Here is a 17543-nt window from a genome sequence, read left to right as displayed (position 1 = left end):
TTCTATAATGAAAAATAAAAGCCTTAAAGCGACCCAAAAGTTGGTAGTGCTTACCTCACAAAATCTACGGGTTCATCCTGATGCAAAATCTGCCTTTATGGTTTGGCAGCAGCATCGATTACCTCTACTGCGACCACAGCTGGCAAGTTTAGATGACTATTATCGTCAACCACTACGATTGTGTGCTGTAGAAGATAGCTATCAGTTTTTTAATACCTTTGCGCGTATTGATGAAGTTATGAAGCTTGAGACTAGATATCGACAGCCATGCTTAATTGCACCTGAGAGCAGTCATGACATTAAACGGCTAGCATGGTGTGAGGTGCTTAGTTTATCTAGGTTTAATGGTGTGGATCATCCCATGCTGTTTAAAGCGATATATCAGAATTCGCCAAAGCAGCTTATCTGTGAGCTAATGGGCGTGCACCGATTAACGGTCGCCAGTTATTGTCAGTTCGCTGGTATCAGCCAAAGTGCTTATGAGTATCAGCAGTGTAAGGTAGCCAATGATGAGGCGATACTGGGGCTACCCAAAAACCTGAATTGGATGGACACATCTTATGGGTCACACTAAATTACTTCATGATGTGACCGACAGGCGAGTGTTGGACAAGCTTATCCCAATAGATTCACCATATCACATACAAATGTCTCAGCTTGTGATTGATGTGATTAGTTTGGTGCCAGATGATGATATTGGTTTAGTGTTTTCGACACCCTATGACAATCTTAAAGGCTTTACTGATATAGACTGTGAAGATGTGATTAAACAAATCATTCGGCAAGGTAAAACAGTAGAGTGGGCAGTCAGCTATATGCTAATAGTCTTTTATCAGACATATGGCGAAGTTGATATAAATAATAATGTTTGGCGATTTATGAGCGGCTACTTAAAAGTGATATTTATGATCACAGTACGCCACAACAAACACTTTGCCAAAATAGATAAGCTTGGTGTGCGTGTTCGTATGGCGCTAAGGCGTTCTGATCCACAACGTGGCATTCTCGACCAGTTAATCAGTATTCACGATCAGTGCGATGGCTTATCCTCATGTTTGAGTCACATCAAACAGTATGAGGCAAGAGTCAGACAGGAAGAGGCAACAGGTGAAACAGCCAACCAATATCTTGGTAGTAAAATAGGTCAAATTAGGTTGGCTTATGAGGTAGCGATTGATAATAAGGCTTTTATTGGTAAAACCTATACTGAAAATACTAAACGCGTAAAGTTGGCTCAAACAGTCACCAAGACAGTGGCGCATATCAATGGTGAGCCGCTACAAAGAATAGTGTTTGGTACGAAACAATCAAAAAAGTACAGTAACGTGGCAATCGCTGAAAATATTGCTGATGACGACGAAGTACCCTTGCTAGACAATGACTTTAAGCCAGCCACACAAATTGCTAAATCCTCTGAGCTGCAGCAATGGCGATTAAAGAACAACCATCAACATGCCCGCCGTAATCAATTTCATTTCCCAACCAATCATCGTCAGCTAAGTATTACCGGATATCAGATGCTATTTGCCACGCTTTGGCAACGCTTTATGAGTGTTGATAAAGAGGGAGGCACTGGGTATGTCGTTTTAATACTATCACTGTTAAGCGGTCTTAGTATTGATAGCATCATTGCTGATTGGCAATGCAGTCACAGTCAACGGCAGTATTTGGTATATGACCGTGTCCGTAAAGTTAGTAGCATTGCCATCACGATTGATGTGACGACCAATACTCGAAGTCATCTGCTTGCCCACAGACAAAGCTATGGCAGTACCTTTTATCGTGCAATTCCTGAAGCTTTACAAATTATGCTTGAGGATAAAATTACCGTTTCATCCGATACTGTTAAAGACGCTATCTCTTATGCTAAAGATCTGCTTAACCTGCCAGCACTGAGTTCCCAATATATTGAAGCAGGCCTGTTTGTATTGATCAAAAACGAGCTTAATAAGCCATTATATGCTGACCTGATCACAGGTGTTGATGTACGGCATAGCTCTGCGCTGTATTACCTTAGTACTAAAACGGTAGAGCTAGAGCAAACTTATATAAAAGCAGTAGAGCTAATAACTGAATACTGTAATGATGAGCAAAAAGCACTTTTAATAGATGAGTGTAGCGTACCGATGAACGGTCATAGAAGCCACATTGGTAGTGATATGGCACTAAAGACCACAATGTGCCAGCAGTTCTTTAATCAATTGGCTGTCAGTGCCGAGAGCTTTAACGGGAAACTAAAATCCCACATGGATCGCTATATTGCGCAGTTTAATAGCTATAGTATTTGGTTGTGGCATATTGTCATGATCCAAACCGGTATTCGCCCAGTCAAGCATGCACCAGGCTTGCTACACCAGTTTGACCTTCAGCGGCGCATGCTATGGGTATCTGACAAAGAAGAGCGTCATGCGCAGTCTGATGGTAGGCTCATTCCTCTTAGCAATTTTTTGATAACGGCTATTCAAAACTACATTATTTATATTAAGCAATTTGCTGCCATCTATAATTCATTATGTCCAGCAGCGCCTTATCCCATTAATGCCATCTTGCAATCAGAACAACCCCTCATTCAAATTTACCAAAAAAATCCAAAAGGCTTTGCCAGTATTACGCCAAGCCGAGTCCGCTATCAGTTGCAGGACTTTTTTAGTCATCAGGATAATTGGCTACGTCATCAGCTGAGATCCATGCTCACAGGGCGTGTGCCTGACTATCTGATTTGCGCGCTTTACGGTCATGAGCATCCTAATCAAGAATTTATGCATCCAATGTCATCAAGCTTTATCAATCAGCTGCACCAGCTCAGTCCCCATTTAGATGCGATTGCTACAGACCTTCACTTAAAACAAATTGAGGTTCGCCTATATGGATAATATTAGCGCCCATAAACTGCGACAGCTGAATAGAGAAGAAGCTAAAAATAGTATCAAGCATGATGCTAAAGCCTTAATTAAAGAATATATCAATCAATATCCTATGCAATCGCCTTGTGAGCTTCAGCATCATTACGAAGCGATTAACCAGTTACTAGAGGAGAGTTTTGATACCGCTCAAAACTTCCAATTGGCGCGGCGCGGGTTTTTAGAGTTTGTTCGTGATTATAATGAAGCTCACCAGATATACCTTAACGAGCCTGTGGTACCGATACTGGCGACTCGTGAGCGCTTGACCATTAACTATGACTGGTTTGTGCATGGACGCGCTGTAGCAGACAGTAGCGCGATAATGATGGAGGTTTGGCAACGAAAACGGTGTTTTTCAGTGAATGACTTGGTTGAGGGATTACTATATTGCAGCATCATGTATAGCGGTATCAACGACATTGAGGTGTTAAAAGCGCTCTATGATTGGCTATTTGATGAACGTCAGATTTATCAGATTGACATGGCAGCGACTGATGAAAAAAGCAGGGTAGAGCATTTAGCTATAATACCGCTTAGCGTACCTGATGATAATTATGGCTGCGCGGCTGATGAGAGTGAAAGTCTAAAGCGTTTCGTCGATTATATTCCCGATGATATGAGCTTGTGTTTTTTATACGCTCTACAGGATAAAGAGTTAAACACTGCCAAGATCAAGCCATTTAATATCATAATCAAAAATATCTCAAAAACGCTTCAACTCACCAATAAAGATATTGATCGCCCGCAGCACTCAATGCTCATCAAATATGCCAACTACCACTGGCGACAGCTAGAAGGTAGCCTGATTGATGGTGCGCTCTCCGTGGTGAAGCAAGGTAATATTAAAACCACAGGTTTGTCTACGGATAAGCTCATAAATTATAACCGAGAGCTCATCAAGCCAAGTCCTGAGCCACTCGAGTGGTCTGAACTGTTTGATGCCAGTTATCAGACGGTAGGAGCATCACAATGTAAGAGAGATGCTACAGCTTACCCAAGCTTTAGCAAAAATCTGATCAAAGAGTTGCAAAATGCACTCAAATTAACTAGAAACGCTGCTATTTCTACTATCACAATATTAATGACAGACGCTAGCCAGCCTAATGCGCAACGCTTGCTTAGCTGGGCGTTATCATTACTGGATGATCATAGCATTCGGCTCAATACCATCAGTAAATATATCGGCTGCATTGGTCGCGACTGGTTGATGCTAACGATGGATGAGGACGTTGATCAGTGGGAAAGTGAGGATTTTGAAGAGATATACGAGCAGATTATTCAGAGTAAGGCAAAAGATGGTCGCAAATTGTCTGTACTGTGCAAGTCAACAGAGTTTGATGATACGTCTAGTGGTATAGATAATGATAACAATGCTACTGGTCAACAGCTATCTCATCTTGACCGCCTAAAAGACAGCCAGAAATTTACTTATGGGCGTCTGCGTGCATTTCATGGTCATCAATGTATAAACTTTGATGCGCCTTATGTGTATTTTCCATGGGGCAATAATCGGCAGGCAGTAAAAGCTGAGATGGTGTCACCGCGTGTGTATCATGCGATGAAAGAGTATGTGCAGTCATCAAATTTAAATTTTGAGCAAAAGCAATTGTGCTTTGTGGTTCTAGCACTTGCTTATCGCACTGGTATGCGTATCAATGAAATCATTGGTACTAAGGTTAACGACATTACAGATATAGGGTTTATCAATGGCCAAGTGATTGAAGCGCCAAAAATAATCCTCAAACCCAACCGCTATCGTAGGCTTAAAAGCAGCAGTGCCAAACGAGTGATACCGATAGACAAGCTTTTCAAGATTGATGAGTTGCAACCGTTCATCGCACTCTATTATCAACAAAAAAGGTTAAAGCGCCGCTATTTATTTTCACAAGGGTCAGGCGATCAACCACTACCATCTGTATTTTTCAGTAATATGATGAAAATAATATGGGATAGATTGCTGTTTACCCATAATTTCACCTTCCATAGCTTTCGGCATACATCGATTAGCCAACTGGCGCTGGTATTAAATGACTCGCCACTTGCTCAGGTGATGACAGATTATGATAGAGATCATAGCGAGGCTATCGCTAGCGCCGTGCTTGCTAATAATAAAGAAAAGGGAATGTGGTTTGGGCTGGCTAGCCTTGCTGGACATCTAACGCCAGATACTACGTTTGAGCACTACATTCATAGCGCTCATTTGCTGGCTGGCTGGAAAATGAGTCAAGCCAAACTTTTTATGCCTATAACCGTATTTGAGATGGTAACTAGCATTGGTTACCAGACAGTAAATAGGCAAGACGGCAGGGCATATAATGCCAGTACTAAACAGGTTTATCTTGATAAGATGCGTGGCTATTTAATTGGCAGGGTTGCAAGCAAAAAGTCTCTATTTTCTTATAACAACCCATCAGCTAATACAGCTTGCCAGCAAAACACGCAAAATGACGCAGTAGATACTCAGCTTTCTATATTTATTCATCCTAAAATTTATGATGTCATTGTGCTGTTAGAAGAGCTACAAAAAATAAGCGTCGATAAACGAGCAGGGCAGTTGGCAGAGGTCGCACTTCGGCATGGCATCGTTGTTAATGAGGCTATAAAGATTTACAACAGTACCAATCAAATTTTTACCGATGATAGGTTATTGCTAAGAGCGCCGACGGGACATAAAAACCAGGAAGTTTTAGTTAAAGCAATTGATCGTGCTTATCAGATGTCAATTGATGAGCCTGCTAGACTGAAATCGCTCGTAGATGTATTTAAAGATAAGCAAAACTTAAATACTTCATCAATTCATTTTGGGATTAAAGAGACGCAGCTTAAAATGCTACAGCAGTTCGTGACAGTAGGTTGTCAACTTATCGATGCCAGTTATTGGCAGATTAGGGCACATAGCGAGCAAGCAGTGCGTAATGTTAAAAAGGAGCTCGAGCTCGATAGCTCAATACGTGTCGGTGCTCGTGAGAGTTTTCATGGCTATGAGGTGAGAGTGGTACAGAAGAAGCACAGGCTATCTGATAAAAACATGGCTATGACAGATGATTATTATGCTTCGTCGGGGATGCTGAAGTATCTTGGATATTTATTGATGATACTAATACCGATCGATTAAAGTTAACAAATCTATTTTTTACTCATTTTTTTAGGCAGATTAGGCACATTTAGGCATCTGTCGTTAACAATGAGACAGCTCTGATATCAAGGAATGAGGGCAATAAAAGGAATAGAGGCACACTTATTGAAATGTATTTAACCTTATTTATGTATAAAAATTAGGTGGTGTTTCAAAAAGTATGCTGCCATTAGATGAAGCCATAATTGATATAAAAGAACACCATATTGAACGTCTTTACAGTAGATTCTACTTTGCTGATGCTTATGCCTCATGGTAACGAGGAACAAACGAAAATACCAATGGCTTGATTAGAGAGTACCTGCCTAAAGGGTGTGACTTTAGACAGGTATCTGATGATGAAGTACAGGCTATTGAGGATAGAATAAACAACCGACCAAGAAAGCGTTTAGGGTTTAGAACGCCAAACCAGGTGTTCTATAATATTATTTAGCGTTGCACTTGGTGTGTTAATCTAGGCTATCTTTACTATCGCTTATTAATAATAAATAAACGGCATCCATATATCTGCCATAACAGATGCGATAAATATTTATATATGACTAAGAGTGTGCCTTTTCTGCCTAAACAAGCTATAGCATTTTGATAGTAAAGGGTTGATTTGATAACAGAATGTGCTTAAGCTGTCTTAAACTGCCTAGGTATTGCACTTCTACACTGATTTGATGTAACTAAAGTACGCTTAGGTGTTGGATACTAACAAAAAAGCCCCTAGCTATAAAGCTAGGAGCAATTTAAAAGTATATTTAAAGGTTTAAGTATTATGCGTACAATTTTGGATTGATCTCAATAATTTTTTTTCTGCCATCGGTTGACTGTATTATATGCCCTTTACTTTCTAAGTTATCCAACTCAATTTGCAACAATTTATTATTTTTGCGCATTGGCATAGGTGCTCCGTTGAAAGCATCAGTACGATTTAAAATAGTAGGATTCTTATTCTTGGCCTTACTCACAAGCCAGTTGCTTAACTTCTCACTATCGTTTTGCTCACCTGTAGGCGAGCTATCAAAATAGCGTAAGCGTTCAGCTGTAGAATATTCAACTAACATAAAAGCACGTTTAATATCATCACTATTGATTGTCCTACGTCCTTCAAAGAATGCAATCAATGAAGCTATACGGCTCGCATTTTCTGCCATGCGTGATGCATACGCTTTTAATGTGGCAAATATACCACCTAGCTTCTGACGATCTTCTATTGCTTGCATATGGTCATCAAAAGTCTGTTGAGCTGTGACATCTGCCCATTGTATTTTGATGCGTTCAGATTTGTCTGCGACGTCGGTTGGCCCATCGGCGGGCAAAGTAGCAAGTAAAACTTGACAGCGTGACCAATATTCTATTAAGTAAGGGTTGTCGTCTGAGCTATCACTTCTACGCTTTGGGTCATTCCATGTTCTATATCCTCGCAGATCTTCAGGACAAGCAATCAAAGCACGGGCTAAAAGCCCTTGACCATTCATTAACGGATCGCTTAATGCTGGTTCTAAAATGACATGCTGTGCCATTAACATCAAGGTTAAACGTGCGCCATATGCTTTTGTACGTGGGTTAGCAAAAGCAGTCTTTTGTGACCGTGATCGATTGACCATACCGCTACTATATAAGTCAGTAATTCCAGTCAAGCTATTACCAGCTGTCTTACTAGTCATTGAAGGACCATTGAAAAATTGTGCTGCATCATCACTTGCCCACGTTGCAACAATAATTTCTCGATTTACATACTTATCTAGTAAGGCCTCCATTGTGATATCTTTGAATACCATTTCAGGGTTATATGGCTTAGGTATTGATTCAAGAAACTCTTTTAATTCCTTGCCATTTAAGACTTCCTTTTTAGCTTCCCATAATACTAATGCATCAATATATTGTTCATATTGTCGTTGCTCATACTCATCAATTTTCAAATGTGTTAACTTCATGGTCTCAGTCTTGCCAGCGCCACTTTCACCTTCTGTTATTAGTATCAAACTCGCTGGCTTATAACTATTTCCAAAAGGTGCGTCAATAAACTGCTGGCCTATATGTGATAACGCGCCTAATACACACTGACCAGCCATTGCAAGTGGCACCTGCGCATAATAGGCTATTGCCTCAATGGTATGCCGCAATGAGCCTGTGAATGCGTTGATTGGGTAAGACGTAGGCTTGCTAGAGTCGTTGGCTAGTGGTTCAGGATCTGGCCATTTATCAATTTCCAACATATTAATGTTATGTTGTAACAAAGAAGCGCTTTTCATGTTAATATTAACATTCAAAAGATCTCTATTAAATTTACAGTCACATGTAGCTTTTTCGTGATCAGTAACGCTCATGCTACCAACATGAGCGTTTTTATTTTTAACTTTCATCAGTTTCTCCTCCTGCTTGTTTAGAGATAATCAGCGGCCTATCATGACTCTCGAGCCATTCTATAACATCTGAATTGCGCCACACTGCCATGGAAGGTGAGAGTTTGATACAGGTAGGAAACCTACCATCACGACTCCATTCATGCAATGTGGTTCTCGAGAATGGAAGATAAGGTAAAATATCTTTTGCTCGCGACATGCCTTGAGTAGGTAACATCCTAATCATTTCATTTTTTAATGACGAATTGCAGCCATTATCATTGTATTTATCGTTCATTTTATTTCTCCATACATACCACAGCGACATGCTGCGGTATGTATCGAATAATATAGTTCTGTCTAAAAACAAAAAACCCCCAAATCACTATGATAAGGGGGGTTATCGGGAATAATTTACGAGTTAGGGGTTTATTTTTTCATGTAAAGAGTAGGTTGTTCCTCTTGGTCTTCATTTTTAGGTCTACCATTCGGATTAGCATAGCTAGGAACAATATCTTTTAACCATCCGTCTATCGTAGAGTTTTTAGATACCTCAAACTCTTCAGGTAACATAGGACTCTGTATGTTATATAGAATAGATTGAACTTCTTGAACCATGCGTTTTTTCATAACTTTTTCTTTATCATCCATTTTCCATATATAATCTGCTACAGCTATGCCTACCCCTCTAAACAAACTGTTTATCAAATTTCTCTTTTCAATTGAATGCAGTTGTTTAGTATTTTTATCTGAGCTATATTTGTTTAAGTCTAATTTCAACGATTTATTTTCAGATTCTAGTTTCTTTATAATCTCTTTTTTCTCATTCAGTTCTACCATTATATTGTGAAACTCTAATTTTTCACGTACCTGATTAGCAAATTGAATCAAATCACGTGATTTGAATTTCAGTTCACATTTTAATTCATACTTACTGTTTTCATTTATTTCACTATCTAAACTAAATAAGCGATAACCAATAGGCTCTAGGTCTATGAGTTCCTGCATTTTGTCATCTTTGTATGTTAAAAGATCTTCCAAAGTATATAGAAGACTACTGTATCCTATCCTCGGTACAATACTGTGAGACAATAGCTCTATATTATCAATTGAAGCTTTAAAGATAGCTGTACAAGAAACTGACATATTGATTAAACCAACTTCAGTAGGTTTTTTGGCAGAAAATACAGTTCGATGTTCAGCTGCGTAAACTACTCCTGAATACAGGACATAAGGAATTAGTTTATTTATACGAATATAATCATAAAGCATAGAAGGGGTGACAGGCTCACTGAAAATTGCAGATAAGCCTTCTTTAACTTCTTCTAAATTATAATATTCTCTAGAGTTATCAAACATTTTACTACCTTTAGTTAGATTGATATGTTTAGTTAATAGTTTGTTTTAATTTTTTCAATAAAACTCGCCCATTCATTCATCATATCTTTGCGATAGTCTAAATGCTGAGCACCGTTATATGCTTTACTAATTTTGTTTTCTTGTTCATGAGCCAGTTGTAATTCTATAGCTTCATGCCTAAAGCCTTGTTCATGCAAGGTAGTACTCGCTAGACCCCGAAAACCATGCCCCGTCATTTTATATTTATAGCCCATTTGATATAAAGCATTAATGAAGGCGTTTTGGCTGTACGGTTTGCGAGTAGATGGGTTATAGAATACATACTGTTCTGAGAAGTTTAGCTCTTTAATTTGCTCTAATATATTTATGACTTGTGGCGCAAGTGGGACTATATGTGGTCTATCCATCTTCATCTTATCTGATGGGATACGCCAAATTTTATCGTTCCAATCAATTTCTGACCATTCCATGAACCTGAGCTCATTAGTACGTACGAATGTGTAGCATAAAAACTGTAGACCTAATTTAACGGTTATATGGCCAGTGTAGTTATTGATATCTTGCAAAAGTTTTGGCAGCTCTTTTGAGGTAATGCGGCTGTGGTTTTTAGTTTTATGCGGTTTGATTGCCGCTGATAAATCTGCTGCAGGGTTTGAGGTAGCCACACCTATACGAATAGCATGCTTAAATATTTGTCCAACTTCAGCCATTATGCGCCGCGCCATTTCATTAGCCCCGCGTTGCTCGACATTTTTACCAATCGTTAAAATATCAGGTGATGTAATATCGTCGATAAGCTTATGGCCGATAACTGGTTTAACGTCGCGTATGTAGGCTGAATAGTTGCGACTAAACGTACTTGGCGCTAAAAAGGTTTTACGGTCTGCATACCACGCTTGTGCTATGGTATCAAAAAGCTTTGACCCGTCTTGTTCGGCAAGCTTCTCCTTTTTTCTCTCTTTTGGGTTGATACCTTCATTAATAAGCTGCTTTATTTCTAGGTTGCGCTGGCGTGCTTGCTGTAAGGTTATTACTGGATACTTGCCCAAAGTGAGTGACTGTTGTTTACCTTGCCAGCGGTAAGCACTGATCCAAACTTTATTCCCTGTATGTCTTACCCATAATTGAAGGCCATCGCCATCACTATGCTTATCAGGGCGGCTAGGGGTGCATTTTTCACTTGGGGTTAGTTTGTTGATAATAGTATGAGTTAATGGCATGTTGGTATATCTCCGAGTTGGTATAATCTATACCAACAAATATACCAATATTCTATACTGTTCGCCACATACCAAGATATTCGTAAAACTCACAAAACCTCATAAAAAAAGGCCTGCCGCATCGCTGCGAACAAGCCTGATTTAATATGTGGTGGGCCCAGTAGGACTTGAACCTACGACCAAAGGATTATGAGTCCTCTGCTCTAACCAACTGAGCTATGGGCCCTAACGTTAGACGCACAATGATACCTGATTTCTCTAATTTTTCAAGTAAAAGATAAGCAGAATCAGGATTATTTACTAAATTTTAATACTTTCCACCTGCTAAAGTGAGACTACGACCGCCATCGACGTCGATAATCTGTCCGGTGACATAGCTGGCTTGTATTAAATAGAGCACGCTATGAGCGATGTCTTCGGGTTTACCGATTCGCTGTAGAGGTATGGAGTCAACGATACTATTCTGCAGCCCCGGATCGAGCGCTTGATCGCTATTGGTCTCAGGTAAAATATTGACTCCTGGTGCCACACCATTGACTCGTACAACAGGCGCAAGCTCTACTGCCAGAGACTGTACCATCATCCGCTGGGCCGCTTTTGCCATGTTATAGATACTATAACCCTTAAATGGTTTATCGTGCGCGTGAATATCGAGTAGGCTAATGATGCAGCCTTGCTGAGCTTGCAAGTAGGGCAGTAGTGCTTGGCTGAGCATCAAAGGCGCTTTAGCATTAGTTAAAAACAGCTCATCCCATTGCTCATTATCAATACTATTTATAGGGGTAGGATAAAAGCGAGAAGCATTGTGTATTAATACATCGAGCTGACCAAATGAGGTGATGATAGCTTTGACAAATGCGTCTAAGCGGTCTTTAGTATTAATCACTGATAAGTCTGCCAGTAGTACTTTGGCGCTATGCGGGCGTAGCTGATTGAGCTCGTCGCTGAGTTTTTGAGCCTCAGACTGGCTATTATGGCAGTGAATGATGACACGGTAGTTCTGACAATGGGCAGCTTTAACAATAGCCGCACCAATACGCTTAGCGCTGCCAGTGACGAGTATAACGGGGGCAGTGTTATGATCTGTCATAAGCTTGCTCATTTTGAGTTTGCAGGTGCTGAATTCGAGCGTCGCGCAGAGCCGCTCCAATAGCTGGTCCTTTTAGCCCGCTTGTAATATCAGTAATATCAATAGCATGAAAACTACTCAGCGCTAGCATCATCTGTCGGTGATGAATGGCCAACTGTAGCACTTGGCTGGTGACTAATAATTGCGAGAGTTTCTCAGGGACTTTGTGCGCGCTACAAGCTTGAATGAGATCGAGCTTTTGTGCCGCGTCTAGATCTTCTATATTATTTAGCTGCTGCGCCTGCTGAACAAAAAGACTAGCAAATTGGGTATGTGCTTTAGGCACTTTAGAGCTCTGACCTATATTACTAATGTTCTTAGAAGCTGTGCCTTTATAATTTTTCAGATGAAACAAGGAGTCATCTAGACTTGCCATAAGTAGCGCCCAGCGCTGCGAGAGGTTCAGTTGCATTTGACCGGCAAAGTATAATGCCGTTTGTGCAGTTTCTTTGATAGTAGTGTTTTGCCATGCCTGCGCGATTGCTGCAAAATTATCATTAAGCGCACCAATGTCAAATAGCGTCTGCCAATAAATATGAGGAGAGGTTTGCATAGTAGCGCGGCTAGACTCTTGCCAAACGCGCTCGCTACTCAAATGCGTAAGCTCGCCAGAAGTGGCCAGCTTACGCATTAATTGCAAGGTATCACTACTGATACTAAACCCTAAGTCATGATAACGCCCGTAAAAACGCGCCACTCGCAGCACCCGTAGCGGATCTTCGCTAAAAGCGTTTGAGACATGACGCAAGGTTTTTTGTTCAATGTCTTCTAGACCGCCATGATAGTCGATGACTTCGCCAGTGATAGGTGTATCATCGGTTAAGCTGGTCATCTCGATTGCCATAGCGTTAATGGTTAAGTCGCGGCGCTGCAAGTCATCGAATAAAGTCACGTCAGGACTGGCATGGACACTAAAGCCTTGATAACCGTGTCCTTGCTTACGCTCAGTGCGGGCAAGAGCGTACTCTTCGTGCGAGGTTGGGTGCAAGAATACAGGGAAGTCTGCGCCTACTTGTTGAAAACCTGCCGCTAGCATTTGCTCGACGCTGCTCCCTACTACCACAAAGTCTTTATCAGTCACAGGGCGACCAAGCAGCCTATCGCGAACCGCACCGCCTACTAAGTACACTTGCATGATCACCTCTAAAATCTAAATTTTGAGCAAAAAAAACCAGCTAACGCGTGACGTTAGCTGATTTTATTATAGCATAGCACTTATCACTAGATAATAAGGGCTAGTACTTACTAAAATTGCAGAACTACTTTTGTTCTTCTTCTAAATCTAATGCTTCGGTGACGGCAAGCGCAGTCATATTGACAATACGGCGAGCAGTCGCTGATGGCGTTAGGATATGTACCGGCTTGCTAGCACCCAATAAGATAGGACCAATTGAGGCGCTATTGGTTGCGGTTTTTAACAGGTTAAAGGCGATATTTGCTGCATCAAGCGTTGGCAGTATTAGCAGGTTGGCCGCTCCTCTAAATTCGGTAGAAGGGAAGTCCTCTATACGAATATTCTCATTAAGCGCGGCATCCCCTTGCATTTCACCATCGAAGTCGAAGTTGACCTTCATTTCGGTCAGTAACTCATAGACTTTGCGCATCTTCACGGCGCTTGCGCGGTTTGAGGTACCAAAGTTAGAATGCGAAACCAAAGCAACTCTTGGTGTGATACCGAAGCGCTCGAGCTGTTCCGCAGCTAATACCGTCATCTCGGCCAATTGTTCAGCAGTAGGATCTTCATGGACGTAAGTATCCGCAATAAAAATATTACGATCTTGCATCAATACCGCGTTCATTGCATAAAAATCACTAACGCCTTGTTTTTTACCGATGACGTTTTGTACATATTCTAAATGCAGCTGATAATGGCTAAACGTACCGCAGATCATGCCTTCGGCATCACCATTTTCGACCAATAAAGAGCCGATGAGTGAGGTCTTACGACGAACATCACGGCGAGCCAGCTCAATGCTAACGCCTTTACGTTTGTTCTTTTCGTAGTAGCCTTGCCAGTAGTCTTTATAGCGTGGATCATCATCTTGATTGACGATAGTCATGTTGACGCCATTTTGTAGACGTAAGCCAAGTTTTTCAATATTGGCTTCGATCACTGCCGGACGACCAACCAAAATAGGCTGAGCCAACTGTTCATCGACCACAACTTGCACGGCTAATAGAACGTTATTATCTTCGCCTTCACAGTAAACGATACGCTTAGGATCTGATTTGGCGCGAGCAAAGATTGGCTTCATTACAAACGCGGAGTTATAAACAAACTCAGATAACTGTTGGCGATACGCTTTCATATCTAAAATAGGCAGGCTAGCGACGCCTGAGTCCATAGCCGCTTGCGCGACAGCAGAGGCAATCTCAATGATTAAGTTTGGCTCGAGTGGACCTGGGATCAAATAGTCGCGACCGAAACGGCGCATCTTATCCGTGGTTTTGACATTACCTACAGGAGTGGCTTCAACATGAGCCATAGCCGCAATAGCTCGAACACAAGCGATTTTCATCTCTTCGTTAACGGCGGTTGCGCCAACATCTAAGGCGCCTCGGAAGATATAAGGGAAGCACAGTGCATTATTGACTTGGTTAGGGTAGTCTGAGCGACCGGTCGCCATAATCACGTCTGGACGTACGGAATGCGCCAATTCTGGCATAATCTCAGGCGTTGGGTTAGCAAGAGCAAAGACGATAGGATCCTTTGCCATACGTTTGACCATGTCAGGAGTTAAGATGCCAGGCATCGATAGTCCCAAGAACATATCGGCATCATCCATAACCTCTTCAATCGTCGTCGCTTCTGTATCGCGGGCATAGCGCTGCTTGGATTCGTCAAGATTATTACGGCTAGTAGACAGGATACCGCGTGAATCAGAGACAAAGATATTGTCTTTATTAACGCCTAAAGCACAGATAATATCTAAACAAGAGATAGCTGCAGCGCCTGCACCTGAACAGACAATCTTAATCTCTTCAATTTTTTTATCGATTAAGATCAGAGCGTTAAGTAGAGCGGCTGCAACAATAATAGAAGTACCATGCTGATCATCATGAAAGACGGGAATGTTCATACGCTCGCGCAGTTCGCGCTCGATTTTGAAACATTCTGGTGCTTTGATATCTTCAAGGTTGATACCACCAAAAGTCGGCTCGAGAGACGCTACCGCTTCGATAAATTTGTCAGGATCGTTTTGGGCGATTTCAATATCGAAAACATCAATACCGGCGAATTTTTTGAATAGGACGCCTTTACCTTCCATAACCGGCTTTGAGGCTAGAGGACCGATATCACCTAAGCCAAGTACTGCTGTACCATTAGTGATGACACCAACTAGATTGCTACGAGCCGTATATTTAGCCGCTAGTTTTGGATCTTTTTCGATCTCAAGACAAGGTACGGCAACTCCCGGTGAGTAAGCAAGGGCTAAGTCGCGTTGGTTGGCTAGCTGCTTGATAGGAGTGACTGAGATTTTACCTGGACGAGGATGTGAATGGTAATGAAGAGCCGCTTGTTCAAACTGTTCTATTTCTGAAGCTGGGCTGTCCGTATTCAAAGAGGTATCGTCATTCATAATAATGGCCATAGTTAGGATAAAATAGTTAGAATAAAGGTGCTATAGGAGATCCAGAGGTATCATAAAAAAGGGTGCTTCGAGCTGACTCATAAAAAAGGCTAACATCAGCGCCTTAATATTGTGAAGGCCGTTATCCATAAAAGATAAAGGCTAACATAGAGCCAAATTTTTATGAAGCACACAGCGTTTAGCTAGGCTGCTAAAGACCATACGCTAAAAAAATAACTATTCTAGCATCAATGTCAATTCACTGCCTAGTCAACCGCTACTAAATGTGCAAATTAATATAACGTTACCAGTCATTTATTCAGCATAAAATTGCCTAGAATTATCCATCAGCATTGACAAATCATAAATGGATAAGCCATAAGCAACATGCCATCTAAGAAGAGCAGCTGATCGGTAACTGCGGCGCGTTAGGGGCAGGGGGAGTCGTATCAAGCTCGGTGGCGATATCTTGTACGTCAAAAGGCCGGCTTAGTAAGTCATAAACTCTAGCCACTTCATCGAACTGGCCTTGCTGGGCGGCAGTAATGGCGCGCTGTGCCATCTCGTTACGCAGCACGTACACTGGATTATTGTTTTTCAAACTATTGATTACCTCATCGGTAGCTAAGTTAGTAAGACGGTTTAGATAACGCTGACGCCAGTCTTGCCAAACTGCTAGCGCTTCTGGAGGTAGTTCATGGCTTAAAGTCGCTAGCAATTGCTTTTCATGAGGGTATTTATCAGGGGCAACCAAGCCTAATAATGCTCGAAAGCTATTGGTATAATCGAGTAAGTTATCTTCTAATAAACTCATCCACTCAAACCCCAGCTGTAAACTCTCTTGCTCGTGGGGAAGTCCTAACTTACGACACAGCCCTTGTTGATAATGCTGCATAAAGGTAGTCTCATAAGGCGCTAAGCAGTCTGCTAAAGTCTCACGAGTTACGCTCTCAAGACGCATAAAGTGCGGTAACCAGACGTTAAGGTTCCAATAGCCAATAGCGGGCTGATTTTGATAAGCGTAACGTCCTGTGTGGTCAGAGTGGTTGTTAATCCAAGCCGGATTAAAGCGCTCCATAAAACCAAAAGGTCCAAAGTCTAAGGTGCTGCCGGTAATTGATAAATTATCGGTATTCATCACCCCATGGGCAAAGCCGATCAGCTGCCAGTCCGCAATCATACGCGCTGTACGCTCGACAACATTGCTCAAAAATGCCAGTACCGGCTGCTCAGTATCGCGGCACTCTGGATAGTAAGTATCGATCATATAGTCAGTAAACTCGCCGAGTAAGTCCGGTGCAAAGCTCGCTATCCATTCGACATGACCGAGGCGTACATGACTGTCTGCTACTCGCATCAAAGCGGCGCCTGCTTCCATTGTTTCGCGGCGCACGGGCGTATCTGAGACCACAAACCCAAGCGCATTGGAGGCGGGGATACCTAGCTGGGCAAAAGCATGGCCACACAAGTACTCACGGATAGTACTACGTAGTACCGCCCGGCCATCTCCCATTCGCGAGTAAGGGGTCAGGCCGATACCCTTAAGATGCAGGTCTTGTAAAGTGTCATTATTATCCAAAACTTGCGCCATCAGTAGGCCGCGTCCATCGCCCAATTGTCCCGCCCACTGTCCAAATTGATGACCGGCATAAGCCATCGCTAGCGGCTCAAAACCCTCAGGCACATAGTGTCCGCCGACGATATCGACCCAATGCTCCATCAGCTCGCTATCAGCTGACCAGCCTAATTGCTCAGCGACTTGTGAGTTGAAGTGGCCGGCACGCGGGTTATTCAGAGCGCTTGGCGGTTGCTTATGATACAGACGCGGGTCTAATTTGGCATAGCTATTTTGGTAGCGCATAACGGCTTCCTATTATAATTAAATCTCTTA

At 41.9% G+C, this 17543-nt stretch carries 11 protein-coding genes and 1 tRNA gene; 3 read left to right on the top strand and 9 right to left on the bottom strand.

What is annotated here, in order from left to right; all coding sequences use genetic code 11:
• Window positions 1-7 precede the first annotated feature (7 nt).
• The 3 genes from ACS8FD_RS01040 to ACS8FD_RS01030 are packed head-to-tail and all read left to right on the top strand — an operon-like array spanning window position 8 to window position 6018.
• A complete protein-coding gene (locus ACS8FD_RS01040) occupies window positions 8-574 on the top strand; it encodes a hypothetical protein (RefSeq protein ID WP_201592901.1) in 567 nt (188 codons plus the stop codon).
• Window positions 561-2873, top strand: a complete 2313-nt coding sequence (locus ACS8FD_RS01035; RefSeq protein WP_201592899.1) for a hypothetical protein — start codon at window positions 561-563, stop codon at window positions 2871-2873. The genes ACS8FD_RS01040 and ACS8FD_RS01035 overlap by 14 nt, the downstream gene beginning before the upstream one ends.
• Window positions 2866-6018 (top strand): tyrosine-type recombinase/integrase, encoded by a 3153-nt coding sequence (locus tag ACS8FD_RS01030; RefSeq protein WP_201592897.1) that lies wholly within the window; start codon window positions 2866-2868, stop codon window positions 6016-6018. The genes ACS8FD_RS01035 and ACS8FD_RS01030 overlap by 8 nt, the downstream gene beginning before the upstream one ends.
• Before the next feature lie 782 nt (window positions 6019-6800).
• On the opposite strand, the gene ACS8FD_RS01025 is transcribed toward ACS8FD_RS01030, so the two are convergent.
• The 9 genes from ACS8FD_RS01025 to ACS8FD_RS00985 form a co-directional block, all read right to left on the bottom strand.
• Complete coding sequence (locus ACS8FD_RS01025; protein ID WP_201592895.1) at window positions 6801-8393, bottom strand: DUF3987 domain-containing protein; 1593 nt, start codon at window positions 8391-8393, stop codon at window positions 6801-6803.
• Window positions 8383-8670 (bottom strand): helix-turn-helix transcriptional regulator, encoded by a 288-nt coding sequence (locus ACS8FD_RS01020; protein WP_227679641.1) that lies wholly within the window; start codon window positions 8668-8670, stop codon window positions 8383-8385. The genes ACS8FD_RS01025 and ACS8FD_RS01020 overlap by 11 nt, the downstream gene beginning before the upstream one ends.
• 131 nt (window positions 8671-8801) lie before the next feature.
• A complete protein-coding gene (locus ACS8FD_RS01015; protein ID WP_201592893.1) occupies window positions 8802-9731 on the bottom strand; it encodes a hypothetical protein in 930 nt (309 codons plus the stop codon).
• A 32-nt stretch (window positions 9732-9763) separates the two neighbouring features.
• Complete coding sequence (locus ACS8FD_RS01010) at window positions 9764-10951, bottom strand: tyrosine-type recombinase/integrase (protein WP_201592891.1); 1188 nt, start codon at window positions 10949-10951, stop codon at window positions 9764-9766.
• Window positions 10952-11100: 149 nt separating this feature from the next.
• A tRNA-Ile gene (locus tag ACS8FD_RS01005) sits at window positions 11101-11177 on the bottom strand.
• Window positions 11178-11258: 81 nt separating this feature from the next.
• Window positions 11259-12041 (bottom strand): pteridine reductase, encoded by a 783-nt coding sequence (locus ACS8FD_RS01000; protein ID WP_439274024.1) that lies wholly within the window; start codon window positions 12039-12041, stop codon window positions 11259-11261.
• On the bottom strand, window positions 12028-13215 hold the full coding sequence (locus tag ACS8FD_RS00995) for a tRNA nucleotidyltransferase (RefSeq protein WP_439274023.1): 1188 nt from the start codon (window positions 13213-13215) through the stop codon (window positions 12028-12030). Before ACS8FD_RS00995 ends, ACS8FD_RS01000 begins: the two co-directional genes overlap by 14 nt.
• Before the next feature lie 124 nt (window positions 13216-13339).
• Window positions 13340-15661: an NADP-dependent malic enzyme gene (locus tag ACS8FD_RS00990; protein ID WP_439274022.1), complete on the bottom strand. Its 2322-nt coding sequence runs from the start codon at window positions 15659-15661 to the stop codon at window positions 13340-13342.
• Between the two features lie 385 nt (window positions 15662-16046).
• A complete protein-coding gene (locus tag ACS8FD_RS00985) occupies window positions 16047-17513 on the bottom strand; it encodes a protein adenylyltransferase SelO (RefSeq protein ID WP_439274021.1) in 1467 nt (488 codons plus the stop codon).
• Window positions 17514-17543: the final 30 nt, after the last annotated feature.

It is taken from the genome of Psychrobacter sp. 1U2, from assembly GCF_051847575.1.
Note: the sequence above shows the minus strand (reverse complement) of the source record. Positions and strands in the feature narration are given on the sequence as shown.

Bases quoted from the DNA above. Each gene is read 5' to 3' on its own strand.
- ACS8FD_RS01040 (WP_201592901.1), top strand. From the start codon at position 8: ATGAAAAATAAAAGCCTTAAAGCGACCCAAAAGTTGGTAGTGCTTACC.
- ACS8FD_RS01025 (WP_201592895.1), bottom strand. From the start codon at position 8,393: ATGAAAGTTAAAAATAAAAACGCTCATGTTGGTAGCATGAGCGTTACT.
- ACS8FD_RS01010 (WP_201592891.1), bottom strand. From the start codon at position 10,951: ATGCCATTAACTCATACTATTATCAACAAACTAACCCCAAGTGAAAAA.
- ACS8FD_RS01015 (WP_201592893.1), bottom strand. From the start codon at position 9,731: ATGTTTGATAACTCTAGAGAATATTATAATTTAGAAGAAGTTAAAGAA.
- ACS8FD_RS00990 (WP_439274022.1), bottom strand. From the start codon at position 15,661: ATGAATGACGATACCTCTTTGAATACGGACAGCCCAGCTTCAGAAATA.
- ACS8FD_RS01035 (WP_201592899.1), top strand. From the start codon at position 561: ATGGGTCACACTAAATTACTTCATGATGTGACCGACAGGCGAGTGTTG.
- ACS8FD_RS00985 (WP_439274021.1), bottom strand. From the start codon at position 17,513: ATGCGCTACCAAAATAGCTATGCCAAATTAGACCCGCGTCTGTATCAT.
- ACS8FD_RS00995 (WP_439274023.1), bottom strand. From the start codon at position 13,215: ATGCAAGTGTACTTAGTAGGCGGTGCGGTTCGCGATAGGCTGCTTGGT.
- ACS8FD_RS01020 (WP_227679641.1), bottom strand. From the start codon at position 8,670: ATGAACGATAAATACAATGATAATGGCTGCAATTCGTCATTAAAAAAT.
- ACS8FD_RS01030 (WP_201592897.1), top strand. From the start codon at position 2,866: ATGGATAATATTAGCGCCCATAAACTGCGACAGCTGAATAGAGAAGAA.
- ACS8FD_RS01000 (WP_439274024.1), bottom strand. From the start codon at position 12,041: ATGACAGATCATAACACTGCCCCCGTTATACTCGTCACTGGCAGCGCT.